We start from the raw sequence: 18,608 nt of genomic DNA, 5'->3' as shown, positions 1-18,608 counted from the left end.
TTAACAAAACGGAGAGTTTGATCCTGGCTCAGGATGAACGCTGGCGGTATGCTTAACACATGCAAGTCGAACGGAATCTTAGGATTTAGTGGCGGACGGGTGAGTAACGCGTGAGAATCTAGCTTTAGGTCGGGGACAACCACTGGAAACGGTGGCTAATACCGGATGTGCCGGAAGGTGAAAGGCTTGCTGCCTAGAGATGAGCTCGCGTCTGATTAGCTAGTTGGTGTGGTAAGAGCGCACCAAGGCGACGATCAGTAGCTGGTCTGAGAGGATGATCAGCCACACTGGGACTGAGACACGGCCCAGACTCCTACGGGAGGCAGCAGTGGGGAATTTTCCGCAATGGGCGAAAGCCTGACGGAGCAATACCGCGTGAGGGAGGAAGGCTCTTGGGTTGTAAACCTCTTTTCTCAAGGAATAAGTTCTGAAGGTACTTGAGGAATAAGCATCGGCTAACTCCGTGCCAGCAGCCGCGGTAATACGGAGGATGCAAGCGTTATCCGGAATGATTGGGCGTAAAGGGTCCGCAGGTGGCACTGAAAGTCTGCTGTTAAAGAGTGAGGCTCAACCTCATAAGAGCAGTGGAAACTACAGAGCTAGAGTGCGTTCGGGGTAGCAGGAATTCCTGGTGTAGCGGTGAAATGCGTAGAGATCAGGAAGAACACCGGTGGCGAAAGCGTGCTACTAGGCCGTAACTGACACTGAGGGACGAAAGCTAGGGGAGCGAATGGGATTAGATACCCCAGTAGTCCTAGCCGTAAACGATGGATACTAGGCGTGGCTTGTATCGACCCGAGCCGTGCCGGAGCTAACGCGTTAAGTATCCCGCCTGGGGAGTACGCACGCAAGTGTGAAACTCAAAGGAATTGACGGGGGCCCGCACAAGCGGTGGAGTATGTGGTTTAATTCGATGCAACGCGAAGAACCTTACCAAGACTTGACATGTTGCGAATTTCCCTGAAAGGGGAAAGTGCCTTAGGGAGCGCAAACACAGGTGGTGCATGGCTGTCGTCAGCTCGTGTCGTGAGATGTTGGGTTAAGTCCCGCAACGAGCGCAACCCTCGTTTTTAGTTGCCAGCATTAAGTTGGGCACTCTAGAGAGACTGCCGGTGACAAACCGGAGGAAGGTGGGGATGACGTCAAGTCAGCATGCCCCTTACGTCTTGGGCTACACACGTACTACAATGCTACGAACAAAGGGCAGCGACACAGCGATGTGAAGCAAATCCATGAAATCGTAGCTCAGTTCAGATCGAAGGCTGCAACTCGCCTTCGTGAAGGAGGAATCGCTAGTAATTGCAGGTCAGCATACTGCAGTGAATTCGTTCCCGGGCCTTGTACACACCGCCCGTCACACCATGGAAGCTGGTCACGCCCGAAGTCATTACCTCAACTTTTCGGAGAGGGGGATGCCTAAGGTAGGACTGGTGACTGGGGTGAAGTCGTAACAAGGTAGCCGTACCGGAAGGTGTGGCTGGATCACCTCCTTTTTAGGGAGACCTACCCAAATCAGAAATCGAAAGCGAAAAGCAAATAGAGACTGAGATGGTCTACTCTAGGTCGGTCGCAGAAGTTGAATAGGCTTTCAAACTAATAATGAGGTTCGTATGGGCTATTAGCTCAGGTGGTTAGAGCGCACCCCTGATAAGGGTGAGGTCCCTGGTTCGAGTCCAGGATGGCCCACCTGAAGAATTTTAGATTGCCGATTTTAGATTTTAGATTGTATTGTTCAATCGAAAATCGCAAATCCAAAATCGAAAATTCGGTTGGGGGGTTTAGCTCAGTTGGTAGAGCGCCTGCTTTGCAAGCAGGATGTCAGCGGTTCGAGTCCGCTAACCTCCACATGAAAAGAAAGAGGAAAACTCAGCAACTAACGGAAGTTAGACTGCTGGGTAAATCCAGCCAGAACCTTGAAAACTGCATAGAAACGCGATTATAGCAGGCAGACACAAGAATCTTCAAGAAAAATTCGAGTGTTTGCGGATAAAAACCAATGTAAAGTGGTCAAGCTAATAAGAGCGAACGGTGGATACCTAGGCACACAGAGGCGAAGAAGGACGTGGTTACCGACGAAAAGCTCCGGGGAGTTGGAAGCAAACATAGAGCCGGAGATATCCGAATGGGGCAACCCTAAATACTACCTGTTGAATATATAGACAGGAAAGAGCCAACCCAGCGAACTGAAACATCTTAGTAGCTGGAGGAAAAGAAATCAAAAGAGATTCCCTAAGTAGTGGTGAGCGAAAGGGGAAGAGCCTAAACCAAAGGATATATCTTTTGGGGTAGAGGGACAACGATATCGAATCTAGAGGTTAGACGAAGCAGCTAAATACTGCACCAGAGGAGGTGAAAGTCCTGTAGTCGAAAACTTAAGGATAGTAGTTGAATCCCGAGTAGCATGGGGCACGAGGAATCCCATGTGAATCAGCGAGGACCATCTCGTAAGGCTAAATACTACTGTGTGACCGATAGAGAACAAGTACCGCGAGGGAAAGGTGAAAAGAACCCCGGAAGGGGAGTGAAATAGAACATGAAACCGTGAGCTTACAAGCAGTGGGAGTCCGATTAAACGGATGACCGCGTGCCTGTTGAAGAATGAGCCGGCGAGTTATAGGTACTGGTAGGTTAAAGCGGTGTAGCTGGAGCCAAAGGGAAACCGAGTCTGAAGAGGGCGATAATCAGTATTTATAGACCCGAACCCTGGTGATCTAACCATGTCCAGGATGAAGCTTGGGTAAAACCAAGTGGAGGTCCGAACCGACCGATGTTGAAAAATCGGCGGATGAGGTGTGGTTAGGGGTGAAATGCCAATCGAACCAGGAGCTAGCTGGTTCTCCCCGAAATGTGTTGAGGCGCAGCGGTAATGAATATATCTAGGGGGTAAAGCACTGTTTCGGTGCGGGCTGGGAGACCGGTACCAAATCGAGACAAACTCAGAATACCTAGAGAACACATTGCCAGTGAGACAGTGGGGGATAAGCTTCATTGTCAAGAGGGAAACAGCCCAGACCACCAGCTAAGGTCCCCAAATCATCGCTAAGTGAGAAAGGAGGTGAGACTGCAAAGACAACTAGGAGGTTTGCCTAGAAGCAGCCACCCTTGAAAGAGTGCGTAATAGCTCACTAGTCAAGCGGTCTTGCGCCGAAAATGAACGGGGCTAAGCGATGTACCGAAGCTGTGGGATTAACTAAACATTAATCGGTAGGGGAGCGTTCCGTGGTAGGAAGAAGCAGTAGCGGCGAGCAGCTGTGGACGAAACGGAAGTGAGAATGTCGGCTTGAGTAGCGCAAACATTGGTGAGAATCCAATGCCCCGAAACCCTAAGGGTTCCAGAGCCAGGTTCGTCCACTCTGGGTTAGTCGGGACCTAAGGCGAGGTCGAAAGGCGTAGTCGATGGACACAGGGTCAACAATCCCTGACTAATGTACTGGAGCATTGCTAGGGACGCATGAAAGATAGCCACACCCTGATTGGTTTGGGAGGAGTTTACGAACTCCGAGTGGGGAAGGATAGTGCCAAGAAAAGCTAGGAATGTGATGAAAGTAGATTACCCGTACCCGAAACCGACACAGGTAGGGAGGTTGAGAATACCAAGGGGCGCGAGATAACTCTCTCTAAGGAACTCGGCAAAATGGCCCCGTAACTTCGGAAGAAGGGGTGCCAGCGAGAGCTGGTCGCAGTGAAGAGATCCAGGCGACTGTTTACCAAAAACACAGGTCTCCGCGAACTCGAAAGAGGAAGTATGGGGGCTGACGCCTGCCCAGTGCCGGAAGGTTAAGGAAGTTGGTCAGTGGTAACATGAAGCTGACGACCGAAGCCCCGGTGAACGGCGGCCGTAACTATAACGGTCCTAAGGTAGCGAAATTCCTTGTCGGGTAAGTTCCGACCCGCACGAAAGGCGTAACGATCTGGATGGTGTCTCAGAGAGAGACTCGGCGAAATAGGAATGTCTGTGAAGATACGGACTGCCTGCACCTGGACAGAAAGACCCTATGAAGCTTTACTGTAGCCTGGAATTGTGTCCGGGCTTCGCTTGCGCAGGATAGGTGGGAGACGAAGAGATATTCCTTGTGGGGGATATGGAGTCAACGGTGAGATACCACTCTGGCGAAGCTAGGATTCTAACTTGCTACCGTTATCCGGTAGAAGGACAGTTTCAGGTGGGCAGTTTGACTGGGGCGGTCGCCTCCTAAAAGGTAACGGAGGCGCGCAAAGGTTCTCTCAGCACGCTTGGAAACCGTGCGGCGAGTGTAAAGGCATAAAGAGAGCTTGACTGCAAGACCGACAAGTCGAGCAGGTACGAAAGTAGGCCTTAGTGATCCGACGGCGCAGAATGGAATGGCCGTCGCTCAACGGATAAAAGTTACTCTAGGGATAACAGGCTGATCTCCCCCAAGAGTCCACATCGACGGGGAGGTTTGGCACCTCGATGTCGGCTCATCGCAACCTGGGGCGGAAGTACGTCCCAAGGGTTGGGCTGTTCGCCCATTAAAGCGGTACGTGAGCTGGGTTCAGAACGTCGTGAGACAGTTCGGTCCATATCCGGTGCAGGCGTAAGAACATTGAGAGGATTCCTCCTTAGTACGAGAGGACCGGGAGGAACGAACCGCTGGTGTACCAGTTATTGTACCAACAGTAGACGCTGGGTAGCCAAGTTCGGAGCGGATAACCGCTGAAAGCATCTAAGTGGGAAGCCCACCTCAAGATGAGTGTTCTCACTACGAAAAGTAGGTAAGGTCACGGGCAGAACACCCGTTCATAGGCTCTAAGTGGAAGTGCAGTAATGTATGTAGCTGAGGAGTCCTAACAGACCGAGGGCTTGACCTCATAATCATTGGCAATTCGCGTTTCTTGCAGTCTTCAGGGTTTCTGAATGGGTGACAGTTGTTTGATAACTGATAACTGCTCACTGTTCACTGTCTTTCCTGGTGCTTATGGCGCGGTGGAACCACACTGATCCCTTCCCGAACTCAGAGGTGAAACGCTGCTGCGGCTACGATAGTTGGAGGGTTGCCTCCTGCCACAATCGCTCAGTGCCAGGTTCTTTTTTTGGATAACAAAAACTCCCTTGATATCATCTCAAGGGAGTTTTTGTATTATTGTGACCTTTCTTTGTCTTTTTTCTGAATCTATGCTGGATAAATCCTTAAACGTCGATTTGGTTCTTCTCCAAAACTGTGGGATTTGAGTCGATAGTGTTCTACTAACTCATGTTGCATTTTCCGCACTTGAGGAGAACGAGGTAATAATTCAACAGGCTGTCCTTTGGGAATGACTATTTGCTCAACGGCTAGTCTTGCTTCTTCTAGTGCATCAATCTCGTCGTCGGTGCTATTATGCAAAAACAGTTGCAGTTCTCGATCATCAGTACTTTCTGGCTCATCGATATTGAGCAACCGCCGCAAACCACGCGTAATTTGAGGTATGGTACTAGATTTAATCATGTGGATTGGCACATGGCGAGCTTTAGCCATTTGTCTTAACTTTGCATGGTTTTTGACGTGCGATCGCAGTGCTAAAATGGCATCGGCACTATCAATGTCTTTTGTCAATAACACTGGTAAAGTTAGTACATTAATCACCTGTTCTAATTGATGACGACTGACACCATATGGATAAATATGCAGTGGTAAGTCTTCACCATTAGGCCCAGCTTGTCTGCTGGCACTAAAGTCAAAGCTTTCAGAGGAATTAAACGACTCGTCGAGCAAGCGGTCAAATTCACTAGGACTGGCAACTCTCTCCCGCTCTACAGGTAAGGATGGCAATGCTAGCATTTGTCCTGATGACCGCCAGCCTGTAGATTGTCTTGCTGAGGAGAAAGGGTCTTCAGATGTTATTGAGTGTCCACCACGACCGTTCACAACAGCTAGTGGGCGCGTAATTGCAACTTTACCTTGCTCGTCAACGGTTCTCGTCTGCGGGTTAGCTTGACGACCCCTGAGAAGATTATCAACTGTATCAGCAACGCTTTCGTGTACTACCCAACGTTGCCTTTCTAACATTTCTACAGCGATTTCAAAGGTAGGAGGAGCTTTGCGCTCTAAAACCGTTTTTTGACTACCCCGTCGTCTTGCCTCATCGTCTCCTAGTGTTACAGCTTGAATACCACCTACTAAGTCGGAAAGGGTAGGGTTTTTAATTAAGTTTTCTATCTGGTTGCCGTGGGCAGTACCCACTAATTGCACACCTCGTTCAGCAATGGTACGTGCGGCTAAAGCTTCTAGCTCCGTACCAATTTCATCAATGACAATGACTTCTGGCATATGGTTTTCTACTGCCTCAATCATGACTTGATGCTGAAGTTCTGGATGAGCTACTTGCATCCTTCTAGCACGACCAATCGCAGGGTGAGCTATATCCCCATCTCCAGCGATTTCATTGGATGTGTCGATAATAACTACACGTTTATTCAATTCATCTGCTAAAACACGGGCAATTTCTCTTAAAGCCGTGGTTTTACCTACACCTGGCCTTCCTAGCATGAGAATCGATTTACCAGTTTCTACCAAATCGCGGATCATGCCTATCGTGCCAAATACAGCCCTACCCACGCGGCAAGTTAAGCCAATAATCTTACCATTACGATTGCGGATAGCACTGATCCGATGCAAGGTTTGCTCAATTCCTGCTCGATTATCTCCGCCAAAGATTCCTACTCTGTGAATACAATCATCTATCTGTGCTTGAGTGACTGGAAGTTCGCTCAGATACTCGGCTTGATGGGGAAACCGAGCCTCTGGACGACGACCCAAATCCAAGACCACTTCTACTAAAGTATCTATTCTGGGATGATTCTCTAGTACTTGTTGCAAGTCTTGGGGCAAAATATCTAATAACTTTTGGAGATCGTCTGTTATCGTCATGCTTTCTATTGTGACGTTTTGAGAGATAACGAACGAGCGATTATCGCTCTTGCGGTAACTTGATTTGGGAAACGAGAGAATATGCAAGCTCAACGGCTTGCCAGAGTAAATCGGGTTCTTGTTCTAGGCGGATACTGGCTTGAATATGATGATTCACCTCCTTGCTTTCTAATTGTTCGATAATGGGAGAAATTAATCCACGAGCGTAGCTACCATAAGCTACTCCAGCAATGTAGGGCTGATTTTTGATGGCTCGTTCACCACAATTTAATAATCCCATTGCTTTTAACTTAGCAACTGTATATCTATTCGTGCCACCTGCTAACTGTACATATCCTGGTAAATTAGCTGCTAAAATTTTTTGACCTAATTTTACAGTTGCCAATGTAGTACCGTCTCCGATATCACCACTCATAGGACGGCCATCAGTTTGCCAAATTATTCTTTGACATTGGGGAGAAATTAGGTTGTAGATAGACTTAAGATATTCAACTATTCCTTCTTGATCAGGACAACTGATGGCTAATATTTTCAATTTTTCTGCCCAAGGTGAGATTACTTGCCATAATTTATGAAATTCGGCTAAACGCCCTACTTTTGTGTGGATTTCTACTGCATCTACCCCCGTAGATATGACTGATGGTGCGATCGCTGATGGTGTTGATATATAAGATTCTGTATAAATTATATCATATGGACAAATGGGCAAACAACGACCGCACCCATAACACTTCTGAGATTCAACTCCTGAAAAATCATCCGCTCTACGATTAAATATAATTGCCTGTGCTGGACAAATTTTTTCACATGGTCTTAAGCAGTCTGGAGGACACTTGGCAGCATCAAATTCAGCTTTGCGAAAGTGAGGGTCTTCTCCATCGTTTAAACTGACCATTAACAGTGGAGAATCACCTGTGTATTGAAAGCCTCGTCCTTGGGCTTGAGAGACTAGAGTTTTGGCTATTTGTAAAGCTTCTTGAACTGCTATAATTACTGCTGGATCAGCAGCCACATCTATACAGTCAGCACCTGCCAAAGTGTAGGCTAATGCTAAAGTTCTGACTGTAGGTAGGTGCTGGAAACTAGCTCCACAGATGAGCTTGAACCAACAACCTTTTGTTAGGGATTGTAATGGGGGTAAGATATGAGTCACATTTCTATTATGCTTTTAAGTGACTAAAAATAGAAGTCTCAGACCAATATAATTATCCATCCATTGATTCCATCCATTGATTCAAAGGTATAATCTTTGACTCATGTGGAGACTTTTACTAATTTGACTTAAGTGGGCTTTAATGATAAATTAAGCAAATATAAGGTCAAAGTATTGATTAAAATTTTACGTTTTATTCTGAAAGTTTATTGATATAACTTACCATTGGGGTGGTAATTTAAGAAAATCAATAATTGATTTTTGTTCTATAGCTTCAGAAAATAAATATCCTTGAGCAAAATCACAATTTAGATTTTTGAGTTGAATTAATTGTTCTTGGGTTTCCACCCCTTCTGCAATTGCCTTCATGCCCATAGATTCAGCAATGCTAATCATTGCAGGGACTAAACCCATGTTTATTTTATTTTCTTGCATAAGTTTGACAAAAGATTTATCAATTTTTAAGGCATCAAAAGGGAAATTATGTAAGTAACTTAAGGATGAATAGCCTGTTCCAAAATCATCCATAACAAGTTTGATTTTGCGTTGTTTGAGTGCTTGTAAAATCACCTTGATTTCTTCAGTATTGTTCATAATTACACTTTCGGTAATTTCTAATTCTAAACTACTGGGATTAACTTGGGTTTCATAGAGAATTTGATCAATTTGCTCAATAAAGTTAGGTTGATAAAATAAGCGCGCACTCAAATTAACACTGATAGTCAGATTTTCTGGTGTTGCTGGGTGATTTTGCCAAATGCAAAGCTGTTGACACGCTGATTGCAATACCCATGTGTTAATAGGTTTAATTAAACCTGTTTCCTCAGCTACGGGAATAAACTCCGTGGGATAAATTAAGCCTCGATGGGGATGCTGCCATCTCAAAAGAGCTTCAAATCCAGAAATTTTACCTGTAGATAAAGCAATAATTGGCTGATAATAAATCAGAAATTCTTCTCGTTCAATAGCTTTACGTAGGTCATTATCCATCTCTAATACGTGGATAGCATCTTGATACATACATGGATCGAAAACATGATATCTCGCCCTTCCCAAAGCTTTAGCATGGTACATTGCTGTATCAGTATCTCGTAACAAATGTTCTGGTTTTTGATACTCCTTACTACCCCAATTGATACCAATACTGACATTCATAAAAACTTCATATCTTGCCAGTTTAAAAGTAGTTGATAATTTTTGTAATATACATTCTGCCACTTTAATTGCTGTATTAATATCTGACAAATTTTCTAAAATAATCCCAAATTCATCACCACCCAATCTTGCTAAGATATCACATGATGTTAGGCATAACTGAATGCGCCTGGCAATAGCGATCAGTAATTCATCTCCTACTAGATGGCCTAAAGAATCATTGATAACCTTGAAGCGATCGCAATCTAAAAACATGACTGCAAAATGATAATCAGAGTCCTGATTAGCACGATGTAAGGCTTTTTCTATATACTGAATAAATAAAGCTCTGTTTGGCAATCCCGTGAGTGAATCATGAAGGGCTAGTTCCAATAATTTATTTTGCAAAGATTCACGAACAGTAATTTCTTTTTGTAATTTTATCAATGCCTTTTCTAACTCTAACGTGCGCTGTTTTACCCTTTGTTCCAACTCACAATTCAGTCTAATAATTTCTAATTGTGTTGTCCGTAACTTTATTTGATTTTGGACTCTTACTAAAACTTCTTCTAATTCAAAAGGCTTAGTAATATAATCTACTCCTCCTGTTTTAAACGCTTTCACTTTATCGAATACATCATCTAATGCACTAATAAAAATTATAGGAATATCCGTAGTGAGTTCCCAAGCTTTAAACCGTTGGCACACTTCGTAACCATCTACTTCTGGCATCATAATGTCCAGTAAAATTAAATCTGGTAATACTGTTTGACAAGCAGTTAGTGCCATTTGCCAGTTTAAAGCCTTACGAACGTTATATCCGGCTCTAGTGAGAATTGATGACAACACTCGGAGGTTGTCTACCATATCGTCAATTATTAAAATATCTTTTTTAGATGTCTCTAACCATTGGTAATTCATTCTACATTTATTCCGCTCAGTTCCATGATTTTCTAAAAATAATATTTTTGCTAAATACTGAGGTTTTGATCTAAAGGAATTTCCTGTATTAAATTTAAAATGGGCTGATGAGTTTCATTTTTACTTAGATAATTTATTTTTTTAGATCATCTCACCCATATCAGCTACATTGAATTTCAGGGATACCACTAAATTACAATAGTAAGATATGTCAAGCAACTAGCTGTTAGTAGTGTATAAAAATACCAAAAAATTTATATTTACTTAAGCTTTTAGAGCATATCTTTTGAGATTTAAACCTCAAATTTGTTATAACACCATAACTTGCCATCTATCACCTCGAAATACACAATGTGTATCTTAATTAAGTGTTAAATCGCATTTTAACTGTTTTACATAAGATGACTGCTCATCAAGAATGTCACCATTAGCACTAAAAGTCAGTCACAGAAAATAAGTGTATTATAAACTACATTTATCTTTAATGTATAAAAAATCCTCCTCAAATTGCCAACAAGCTAGGAAAAATGCTTAAAGGTTTTTAATTAATTAGCAAAATATCCCCTGAATTTGTGATGAGAGTTAACAGAGGATGTCAGAATTATATATTTTGAGTTTTGATAATTGTTTAAGGAAAAATTCTGATTTAAGGGAGGTATAGATAATATTTTGAAACGCAGAGGTGCGCGGAGTAGAGCGCAGCGAAAAGTTCTGGAGGAAGGTTTCCCTCCGTAGGAAACTTTTCAAGAGAGAGGGACAAAGAGATTTTTGCCTCAGGAGACTAGAAACTCTATAAGCATAATTGCAATTATATTGCAATATTTTTTACTTGTAATTCCCTGATCTGAATAAAGTGTTTAGTTGACTGTAAAAAATATAATTTAGCCGGGGTGAAACATTAATTGGGTAATTTTTAGCCAGATTTATGATAGTTAATCAATAATTATCATGAATTTCACCCCAACTGTTATGGGTGATTATTTATTGTGGATAAAGTGGTGATTTATCGATTTCTCCTACATTGTTGAGTGGCCAGAACCGGACTACAGCACGACCGATAATATTTTTACGAGGAACTACACCCCAACAACGACTATCGTAGCTACTATTACGGTTATCACCTAGTACCAGATAGGAATCAGGAGGTATGGTTTGGGGCTTTGCTAAGAAAGGTGGTTGTTGTCCTGATGTACAAACATCAATAACTGTCTTCTGAGCAGAGTTAAGATATCTGTCTTCTTTGAGAGGTTGATTGTTGATGTAGACTTTGCCATTCTTGATAGCTACAGTCTCTCCAGGTAAGGCAATAATCCGCTTAATAAAAGCATCTTGATATTGTTCTTTTTGCAGTTCTTCTGTAGGCGAGAATACTACAATATCTCCCCTTTGTGGTTGGGAAAATTTGTACTTCAATTTATCAACAATAATCTTGTCTGCTTCCCATTGGTTGGGAGTGCCGTGGAGAGTTGGTTCCATAGAGCCAGAAGGAATCCAGCGTGCTTCAGCGACAAAGGTACGAATACCCAATGCTAGAACGATACTTAATACAACTGTTCTACCTAGCTCTGCGATCCAGGAATTATCGGGTTGTTGACTAGAGTTGTTGTCAGACACTTGATTTTGCATGAAATTATTGAAGTAAATAAAATTGCTGGTAATTAACTCGCTGAGGAATACTATATTTGTTAATTTTAATGGGAGAAACTTGATTAAGTAGTCATGATCATAAAGTTTTTTTATTGCCTATATTTGTATGGGTAGAGAAAAATAGAGAGAATCAGGACTAATTACTGCCAGTTGACTTCATTTTTAGCTCCCTATGAGAAAATTGTTAATCCCATGTCTTTGCCCCAAACGATATTAATTCGGAACGCTCGGATCATCCTACCTAATGGTGAGTTTATGGTAGGAGATGTATTGACACGCGATCGCCAGATCGTTGAAGTTGCACCAGAAATTGCCACAACAACACCAGCAATAGAAATTGACGCACAAGGCCTGACTTTGTTGCCAGGAGTAATTGACCCCCAGGTACATTTCCGTGAACCCGGTTTAGAACATAAGGAAGACTTATTCACCGCTAGCTGTGCCTGTGCTAAAGGTGGGGTGACATCTTTTTTAGAGATGCCCAACACTCGTCCTTTGACTACTACCCAGGAAGCTTTAGACGACAAATTACAACGTGCCTCAAATAAGTGCTTAGTTAATTATGGCTTTTTTATTGGGGCAACGGCAGACAATTTACCAGATTTACTGACAGCATCCCCCACACCGGGAATTAAAATTTTCATGGGGTCGATGCACGGTCAGTTATTGGTTGATCAAGAAGCTGTGCTGGAATCTATATTTGCTCAAGGTGAGCGATTAATTGCGGTTCATGCCGAAGATCAAGCCAGAATCCAGCAACGCCGCCAAGAATTTGCCGGGATTCACGATCCGGCCATTCACTCCCAAATTCAAGATAATCAAGCGGCATTGTTAGCAACACAGTTGGCATTAAAACTTTCTAAAAAATATCAACGTCGGTTACACATTCTGCATATGTCCACGGCGGAGGAAGCAGAGTTACTGCGTCAAGACAAACCCAGTTGGGTAACGGCAGAAGTGACACCACAACATTTAGTACTCAATACCAATGCTTATCAAGAGATTGGCACTTTAGCACAGATGAATCCGCCATTGCGATCGCCCCACGATAATCAAGTATTATGGCAAGCTTTGCGGGATGGGGTAATTGATTTTATTGCTACAGATCATGCCCCCCACACTTTAGCCGAAAAAGCCCAAGAATATCCCAATACACCCTCTGGAATGCCTGGGGTAGAAACCTCTCTAGCTGTGATGTTAACGGCGGCAATGGAGGGTAAGTGTACTGTTGCCCAAGTCGTCAAATGGATGTCTACGGCTGTAGCACAAGCTTATGGTATCCCCAATAAAGGCGCGATCGCCCCTGGTTACGATGCTGATTTAGTCCTGGTAGACTTGAATACATATCGCCCCGTTCGCAGAGAGGAACTATTAACCAAGTGTGGTTGGAGTCCCTTTGAAGGGTGGAATCTTACAGGATGGGCTGTAACAACTATTGTCGGCGGTCAAATTGTCTATGACAAAGGTGAAGTGAATACAGAAGTGCGCGGTCAAGCTTTAAGTTTCGTGTAGCAAATATTAGCTTGTCTTTACGTATAGCACCAATTTAAACCATAGTGTTACTAGCTAAGGTGCTGACTAGTATGGTTTTGCTTGGTTTCCAATCAAACCCTAACTTACACAAAAGGTAATTTGTTGAGATGAGAGTATTTACCCCATCTCAACAAAACATTTTGTTTTGTCTATGTCAGCAACCTCATGAAAAAATCAGCACAAACACTATTAAGGAGAACTCTTATGTCCTTCAAAATCTTGAGTTTGGATGGTGGCGGCATACGTGGAGTGATTACAGCACGCATTCTTCAAGAAGTGGAGCGACAAATTCAAGAACGTAAAGGTCAATCTTTACACGAATATTTTGATGTGATTGCCGGCACTTCTACGGGGTCAATTTTAACAGCCGGAATTGCTGTAGGGAAAAAGAGTGATCAACTAATTCAACTATATAGAGAGAGGGGTCAGCACATCTTCCCTCTGAAGAAAAAAGAACGCTACAAAAAATTCCCCGGTGTCATCCAACCATTGCTGGAGGCTTTTTCTCCCCCTAAATATTCTCATCAAGGGCTGATAGATGTCTTAACTGATGTGTTGGGTTACAAAAGAATCCAAGACATCACCAAACCGATCATTTTAATCTTGGCTTACGATACTCTTTACCGGAACACAACATTTTTTACTAATTGTCATCCAGATTTGGGGGCTAGATGGTATGACGAATGTTATTTGTGGCAGATATGTACTGCATCAGCCTCCGCGCCTACATTTTTCCCACCTTATAAATTAGAACCAGTTGACAAAGAGAAATTTGGTCATTGGGTATTCCCTCACATTGATGGTGGTGTCGGGGCTAATAACCCAGCACTAGCAGCACTGAGTCTAGTAATGAGGCTGAGTCAATCTTCAATTTCACCAACAATTAAACAGCAATATAATTTGGATGGTGTAGAGTTAAAAGACATTGCTATCCTTTCTATTGGTACAGGTCAGAGTGGCGAACCATTTGCGTTTGAGCAAGTCCGCAGTTGGCGGGGGATAAACTGGGCGCAGCATCTCATTGATATATTTATGGAGCCAACATCAGAGGTGAGTAACACGATTTGCCGCCAAATCATGGGGGGATACAATTCACCACGATATTTACGTCTTCAGTTCGATTTAAATGAGAGATTTAAATCTAAACAAGAGGAAACCTATAAAGATACCCGCAGTCTCTTGACAAGAGAGGAAAGAATCAATCGGTTTACCCAAACCCCAGTTAGTGAAGAAATGGATGATGCTAGAACTCATACTATAGAAAAGTTTATCTATGCTGCATCCGAATTTGTTGAGGAAGGGTGTACTTATTACAGTCGAAATGGTTGTGGACCAAAAGTCAAGGATGCGATCGCCTCTTTTATTATCTCTAATTAGTATATTTACGTAAAAAACTTTAGGCAAAATATTTATTGGGAAATTCCACAGTATTTATACATCCCGTATAAATACTAATTTTTTGATATCAAATTACTGTGATTTTCATCTATCTTAAGTTGAATATAAGTATATCTTGTAACAGCAGATAAAGTAAATCAGTTTATCTCATAAATTAACAATTAGTAACTTTACAGCTATAGATCGTCAATTCCGTTTGGGAATACTTAAGTACGAAGATAGCTGCGGCTGCTAATACAGAAATTAATAATTACTTAATTTCTCTGCATTAGCTTTTTTGAGTTCAACTATCCGGATGTTTTAGCAAATAACTGTAGAGAAAAGTAGGGTTAAGTAAACGGGTAAATTTCTGTGAAAAATATGTTTTATACATACAAAAATTTTATATGCACTTATGCTGTACCTGCTTAAAACTTATTTTATGTTCTCTGACTCCTGAGTGTGAGTAGGGGTGTTGTAGGTAAAAACCTTAGCATTACTGACTAAAACAAGACAATCAAAAATGAATACAGATTCATTATTGTCAACTCCACACAAGGTTTACAGGGATTTTAAACAAAGAGCCTAACAGTAACAACCGCAGTGCAGAAGACACAAAATTTTTACCAGTATTAATTGGTGAACTAAAGTCTTCTCAAAACTTCATCAGCAATATTATCGACTCAAGGACGAATTTATGTCAGTTTTACAGTTAGTCTCATTTACTTAAAAAGCAGGTATTAAAAAAGTCTCACTGGTTGCTATACACCATCGGAAAAGCATTTCTGAAAAAAAGTGAGTTCGCCCATCTACTCCGAAAATAACCGCGATTATCTGCAATTTAGCGGATCTAATTCCAAAACTAAGTAGATGGTAAATATATCAGATGTGTTAATCAACAATATTTCATTGATTTTTGAATAAAGAAGACGATTATGGTGACGAATTTTTTAGATGAGCGCGGTAGTGGTAGATAGAACGAGTCTGGACTTCTTCCTCGACTATCACTAAGTATTTTGTCGTTTGTTAATTTACAGAAGTTGATTGGTAATGATGCTGTTAGTGCTGGTAAATCAAGAAAAATATCAATGTATTTGAGGGTGAATAGTTTATTTACCCTAATACACGGTATTTAATCAGCAATCCTGACATTACTGAAGTATTGGCAGCTTTTTTACCAAAATTTAATCAAAGCTTTTCACAAATTAGTAATTAATTCGTTGATGGTGCAATTGACGGGTGTAATTTCAGCTTGACGAGTACCTTCTTCTCCATAAGTTAAATGCACTTCGAGATAACTGTTTGGTTTATAGGGTATTCTTTCTGGCCACTCAATCGCTACAATACCGAGATCCACCTCAACACCTTCCCAGTAGATATCTAGGTTTAATGCTGAAACCTCTTTTGGTTGTAAGCGGTATAAATCAAGATGATAAAGGGGTAAGCGTCCTTGCAAATATTCATTGATGATGGTAAATGTAGGACTAACAATCGGTTCAGTAATACCTAACCCTTGCCCAATTCCTTGTACTAAGGTAGTTTTACCTGCACCTAAATTACCTTCTAGTAAAATCACAGTTCCAGGAAGCAGAGTTTGCCCCAGATGAATACCTAAATGGAGCGTCGCTGCTGCATCTTTAAGTAAAATTTTCATAAGTAGAACAGGGTAAATAATTAAAGGTTTGTAGTAAGAACTTTAGTTCTGAAATAAGGACTAAAGTCCTTACTACGAACTCAATACTTAATATAGTTTGATTTTTTTAACTTGTTCTAGTTTGAAAAAGGGGTGTAGGGGCGTAAGGGAAAGATTTTTTTATGTGTTGTGGTGTACTCAGTTCATGAAGGCTACTTAATTAGTCAATAGTTATCAGTTAAGAGTTAACAGCAAATAATCAGCTTTGTGAATAGGCGATCGCTGATTTTCTATTTTCCATGATGCGCCCCACTGTACCACTTTAGGAGGACTTTGGCTAGCTTTTGGGGGTTGTGGCGCACGCAGCCAATTTCATCTTCATAGAGAACGTTAGCTAAAACTATTCTGCGTCCTAGTTGAGATACAGCTTCCCTATCTAAAAACACCGGGTGAGAATTTTGTTGAGCATAACGGATAAGTGATTTAGCTGAGGGGGATTTTTTGTGGACTAGTACCGCATCAAATAGTTGTTTTTGTCCACAGGCAGCATCAATAGACTGGATGTGATCAGCAACACTATAGCCCTCAGTTTCTCCAGGTTGGGTCATAATGTTGCAAATATAGATGCGGGGAACTTCAGCTTGAGCGATCGCATCGGCAATTTCTGTAACTAACAAGTTAGGAATTAAACTGGTATAAAGACTACCAGGGCCAATAATAATATAGTCAGCTTCTTTGATAGCTTTAATCGCTGCTGGTAAAGCTGGAGGATTATCAGGAATGCAACCAATCTTGACAATCCTACCACCGGCTTTGGGAATATTCGATTCCCCCTCAATGCGACGGCCATCAGCTAATTCTGCCCACAGACGCACATCACTTAAAGTAGCGGGTAAAACTTGTCCTCGCACCGCCAGCACCTTAGAACTAGCAGCCACCGCCCTTTCTAAGTCGCCAGTGATATCACTCATGGCTGTGAGAAATAAATTACCAAAACTATGGCCAGTTAATCCATCACCAGCCCGAAAACGGTATTGAAATAATTCTGTTAATAACTTTTCTTCATCTGCGAGGGCTGCTAGACAGTTACGAATATCCCCTGGTGGTAAAACTCCAAACTCTTGGCGCAACCTGCCAGAAGAACCACCATCATCAGCAACGGTGACAATAGCAGTAATGTTAGCACTATAGGTTTTTAATCCTCGCAGTAAAGTAGATAGTCCTGTACCGCCACCAATCACCACTATTTTGGGGCCACGGTACAATCGACGATGGGCTAAAAGCATATCAATCAGTTCTTCTTCCCCATCTGGCCTGAGAACTTGAGTAATTGAACCCACAGTGCGAGTTTGTCCCCATAGCACCAACAGCAAACCAAAAAGTATCACTAAAGGGCCGCTGACATAGTTGGGCAAGATATCAGCGATCGCACTCAAAAAACCTTTAAGTAGTTCTAATATGAAAAAAATGGGGGTCAGCTTAATCCAAATCGCTAACCCCAAAATTGCCAGCAGTACACCCCCCACACTAATCAGCAACCAACGTTTAACTGACAGTCCGGGAGATAACCATTTGAACCACTGGTTCACCCGATGGGAAGTGCGACTGCGCGATTCTTTTTGCAGTCTGTGGAGGGCTTGTCTAAAAAAACCGATTGACATACCTGATTCGGAACAGTGGTACAAACAATAATTAACAGAAAATGTACACTAACTGGTTTTAACACCAAGTATGAAATTATGGAACTTTCCTGTTCCATTTAGATTAGAGGCATATAGTCACAGTTGCCAAATAAATTAACTTGGTTGTGAAAACTTTCATGGAAAAGCGCATTTTAGGATTAGATCCAGGACTAGCAATTTTAGGATTTGGGGCAATTAACTGTACCAAAAGCCCAACTAGTATACACGATACAACAGTTAGTATCTTAGATTTCGGAGTCATCAAGACTTCAGCAGAGACAGAGATGGGACAACGCCTGTGTACTTTGTTCGATGATTTACATACCCTGATTGATCATTTGCAGCCAGATTTGGTAGCGATTGAAAAATTGTTCTTCTATCGTATGTCAAGTACTATCCTAGTGGCACAGGCCAGAGGCGTAGTTATGTTAGCCTTGGCGCAACATCATCTACCCTATGTAGAATTTACCCCTGCTCAAATTAAACAAGCTTTAACTGGTTATGGCAATGCTGATAAATCTGAAGTGCAAGAAGCGGTAGCACGGGAGTTAGATTTAGAAGATATCCCCCAACCTGACGACGCAGCCGATGGGTTGGCTGTGGCTTTGACGGCTTGGTTTCAATTGTAGAGGCTGAATTAATTGCGAATTGGTTTAATC

General features: G+C 42.3%; 9 protein-coding genes, 2 tRNA genes and 3 rRNA genes. 8 read left to right on the top strand and 6 right to left on the bottom strand.

Annotated features, from left to right (window positions below; translation table 11 throughout):
* The first annotated feature begins 5 nt into the window (after positions 1-5).
* From ACPZ3T_RS02835 to rrf, 5 genes are all read left to right on the top strand, one after another.
* Positions 6-1,493, top strand: a 16S ribosomal RNA gene (locus ACPZ3T_RS02835).
* Between the two features lie 119 nt (positions 1,494-1,612).
* Positions 1,613-1,686, top strand: a tRNA-Ile gene (locus tag ACPZ3T_RS02830).
* An 86-nt stretch (positions 1,687-1,772) separates the two neighbouring features.
* Positions 1,773-1,845 (top strand) — tRNA-Ala (locus ACPZ3T_RS02825).
* 160 nt (positions 1,846-2,005) lie between these two features.
* Positions 2,006-4,830: ribosomal RNA gene (locus ACPZ3T_RS02820) — 23S ribosomal RNA — on the top strand.
* A gap of 97 nt (positions 4,831-4,927) precedes the next feature.
* A 5S ribosomal RNA gene (gene rrf, locus ACPZ3T_RS02815) occupies positions 4,928-5,045 on the top strand.
* The 16S, 23S and 5S rRNA genes sit together here with 2 tRNA genes alongside, the layout of an rRNA operon.
* Before the next feature lie 87 nt (positions 5,046-5,132).
* On the opposite strand, the gene ACPZ3T_RS02810 is transcribed toward rrf, so the two are convergent.
* The 4 genes from ACPZ3T_RS02810 to lepB form a co-directional block, all read right to left on the bottom strand.
* Entirely contained in the window at positions 5,133-6,869 is a 1,737-nt protein-coding gene (locus ACPZ3T_RS02810; protein ID WP_490273477.1) for a R3H domain-containing nucleic acid-binding protein, read from the bottom strand.
* A gap of 40 nt (positions 6,870-6,909) precedes the next feature.
* A complete protein-coding gene (gene ldpA / locus ACPZ3T_RS02805) occupies positions 6,910-8,022 on the bottom strand; it encodes a circadian clock protein LdpA (protein WP_490273476.1) in 1,113 nt (370 codons plus the stop codon).
* 219 nt (positions 8,023-8,241) lie between these two features.
* Positions 8,242-10,077, bottom strand: coding sequence for a two-component system response regulator (locus ACPZ3T_RS02800; RefSeq protein ID WP_490273475.1), 1,836 nt, complete (start codon positions 10,075-10,077; stop codon positions 8,242-8,244).
* A gap of 981 nt (positions 10,078-11,058) precedes the next feature.
* Positions 11,059-11,703 carry a signal peptidase I gene (lepB, locus tag ACPZ3T_RS02795; protein ID WP_490273474.1) on the bottom strand — a complete coding sequence of 215 codons (645 nt, stop codon included), beginning with the start codon at positions 11,701-11,703 and terminating at the stop codon, positions 11,059-11,061.
* A 213-nt stretch (positions 11,704-11,916) separates the two neighbouring features.
* Between lepB and ACPZ3T_RS02790 the strand changes: the two genes are divergently transcribed.
* Positions 11,917-13,236 (top strand): dihydroorotase, encoded by a 1,320-nt coding sequence (locus ACPZ3T_RS02790; RefSeq protein WP_490277099.1) that lies wholly within the window; start codon positions 11,917-11,919, stop codon positions 13,234-13,236.
* Between the two features lie 225 nt (positions 13,237-13,461).
* Positions 13,462-14,634, top strand: a complete 1,173-nt coding sequence (locus ACPZ3T_RS02785; protein WP_490273473.1) for a patatin-like phospholipase family protein — start codon at positions 13,462-13,464, stop codon at positions 14,632-14,634.
* 1,198 nt (positions 14,635-15,832) lie between these two features.
* Here the strand turns inward: ACPZ3T_RS02785 and tsaE are convergent.
* Complete coding sequence (gene tsaE, locus ACPZ3T_RS02780) at positions 15,833-16,288, bottom strand: tRNA (adenosine(37)-N6)-threonylcarbamoyltransferase complex ATPase subunit type 1 TsaE (protein WP_490273472.1); 456 nt, start codon at positions 16,286-16,288, stop codon at positions 15,833-15,835.
* A gap of 269 nt (positions 16,289-16,557) precedes the next feature.
* Positions 16,558-17,928 (bottom strand): gluconeogenesis factor YvcK family protein, encoded by a 1,371-nt coding sequence (locus tag ACPZ3T_RS02775; protein WP_490273471.1) that lies wholly within the window; start codon positions 17,926-17,928, stop codon positions 16,558-16,560.
* A gap of 158 nt (positions 17,929-18,086) precedes the next feature.
* Between ACPZ3T_RS02775 and ruvC the strand changes: the two genes are divergently transcribed.
* Positions 18,087-18,578: a crossover junction endodeoxyribonuclease RuvC gene (gene ruvC / locus ACPZ3T_RS02770; RefSeq protein WP_490273470.1), complete on the top strand. Its 492-nt coding sequence runs from the start codon at positions 18,087-18,089 to the stop codon at positions 18,576-18,578.
* The last annotated feature ends 30 nt before the right edge of the window (positions 18,579-18,608 follow it).

The sequence above is a fragment of the Aliinostoc maniaoense genome (assembly GCF_058172895.1).
Note: the sequence above shows the minus strand (reverse complement) of the source record. Positions and strands in the feature narration are given on the sequence as shown.